Below are 1,808 nucleotides of genomic sequence, written 5' to 3' on the forward strand. Positions count from 1 at the left end.
GATAGATCAGACGTTGACGGTACAGCGGCAAATGATCGGCATACTTCGATACCAGCACATGGCTGAGCAGTTCAGGTGAAGCAATGCCTTTATCAATCACATAGGCAGGCATCGCTTGCTGAGTCAGAGTGTCACACTGATCACAGACCCATTTACCACGCACATGCTGTTCCTTGTAGAACTGTGCCGGTCTGAAATGCAGTTTTTCACTGACATCTTCGCCGATACGACGTAACTGGCAGCCACAACTGCATTGGGTTGATGCAGGTTCATGCTCAATACGGATGGTGTGTAGATGATCTGGCAGTGGTCGACGTTTAGGTTTGTTGACTGTGGCTTTGTGTGTCACTGCATCGGTTTTATCTGCATTTAGCCGTTCCAGTTCTAGATCAACCGCGGCAATATCTTCTTCAACCGCTTCATCCCACAGGTGGATTTGTTTTGCAGTGAGATGTTCGTTTTTACTGCCGAATTTGTGCTGTTTAAATAGTGCGAGTTCATGCTCGTATTTTTGATTGAGAATAGAAAGATGTTGAACTTTAGAATCTAATTGCTGATTGGTGACTTCAAGATGTTGAACTCTGGCATCTAATTGCTGATTTGATTGTTCCAGTTGTTGTTTAGATTGTGCTAGAGACTGATGCTGCATTGCCAACTGTCTGGTGAATTCCAGCAGTTGTTCATGGGTCAGTTGGCTTAAGTCAGGCAGCGTATTCATGACCGCAGTATGCCTGAGGTCATGAGAAGAATGAAATAGAACGTTTGGAGAATAGCAGAATGGAACAGCCTGGTTTAAAGCATCGTCACCACCTGCTGTCGTCCAATGCGCTGCCAGGGCAAACCTTGGATCAGTGCCTGTAACTGTTCCGGGCTGAGGGCCACGGTTTCACCTTGGTTAACTTGAGCCCAGTGAAATTTGCCCTGTTCCAGCCGCCGGGCACACAGCCAGATGCCCAGTCCATCATGTACCAACACTTTCATGCGATGGCCACGTTTATTACAGAACAGGTAAGCACAATGCGGTTTGATGTAGCCAAAGGCTCTCACCACCTGAGCCATGGTCGTATCCATACCTGCACGCATGTCCATGGGCTGAGTAGACAACCAGATTTCATCAATGCGGATCATGTTGCAAGTGCCTTGAGTAATTCTGCCAAGACAGGTATTTCTGATGTCTGCCATTTTAGCTGAATATCATTATTCGTATGAGGCACGGTGATACACAACGTGATCCTCTCATCAATAGGTTGGCTGATTTCAGCAGTGTAAGGCAAAGCAATAAATGCTGGATTCACATGAGTAGGATCCTGCACGGCACCCTCATGATGGCTGAAGATCCTGATCCAACGACTGACAAGGTTGGCATTAATACTATGTTGCAGTGCGACCGAAGCGATCGAGGTATTAGGATTTTTACAGGCATTGACAATACTGAGTTTGAATTCTTTGCTGTATGTTCTGCGTTTTTTAGCAACAGGAGGTGTTGCTGAATATATATCCATGTTCATGGATTAAGTCCCCACTTGTTTTTAGGTGGGAACTAAATTAAGGCTTATAGGATCGCTTGGTAAGGCTGTGTTAGCCGGATGCTTACTTTTAAACTTCTTTCTTCTACTTTTCTTCTTAATATTTTCCTTTCCGTATAAAAAAGCCCCCTTGACGTTTATGTCAAGGGGGCTTTGAATAATGAGCTGGCGATGACTTACTCTCACATGGGTAACCCCACACTACCATCAGCGCGAAGAGGTTTCACTTCTGAGTTCGGGAAGGGATCAGGTGGTTCACTCTTGCTATGGTCGCCAGCACAA

3 protein-coding genes and 1 rRNA gene are annotated in these 1,808 nt (G+C 45.7%); all 4 read right to left on the minus strand.

Annotated elements, in window-relative coordinates; all coding sequences use genetic code 11:
* Positions 1-718 (minus strand): IS66 family transposase zinc-finger binding domain-containing protein (locus tag FTU71_RS14440; protein ID WP_180112125.1); only part of this gene is annotated, 718 nt, incomplete at its 3' end.
* Between the two features lie 74 nt (positions 719-792).
* A complete protein-coding gene (tnpB, locus tag FTU71_RS14445) occupies positions 793-1,128 on the minus strand; it encodes an IS66 family insertion sequence element accessory protein TnpB (RefSeq protein WP_180112126.1) in 336 nt (111 codons plus the stop codon).
* On the minus strand, positions 1,125-1,508 hold the full coding sequence (locus tag FTU71_RS14450) for a transposase (RefSeq protein ID WP_154320783.1): 384 nt from the start codon (positions 1,506-1,508) through the stop codon (positions 1,125-1,127). Before FTU71_RS14450 ends, tnpB begins: the two co-directional genes overlap by 4 nt.
* Positions 1,509-1,689: 181 nt before the next feature.
* Positions 1,690-1,804, minus strand: a 5S ribosomal RNA gene (gene rrf, locus FTU71_RS14455).
* Positions 1,805-1,808 lie beyond the last annotated feature (4 nt).

This window comes from Acinetobacter sp. YH12136 (genome assembly GCF_013418545.1).
Lineage (GTDB): Bacteria > Pseudomonadota > Gammaproteobacteria > Pseudomonadales > Moraxellaceae > Acinetobacter > Acinetobacter towneri.

Coding starts and splice junctions, on each gene's coding strand:
- tnpB (WP_180112126.1), bottom strand. CDS start 1,128: ATGATCCGCATTGATGAAATCTGGTTGTCTACTCAGCCCATGGACATG.
- FTU71_RS14450 (WP_154320783.1), bottom strand. CDS start 1,508: ATGAACATGGATATATATTCAGCAACACCTCCTGTTGCTAAAAAACGC.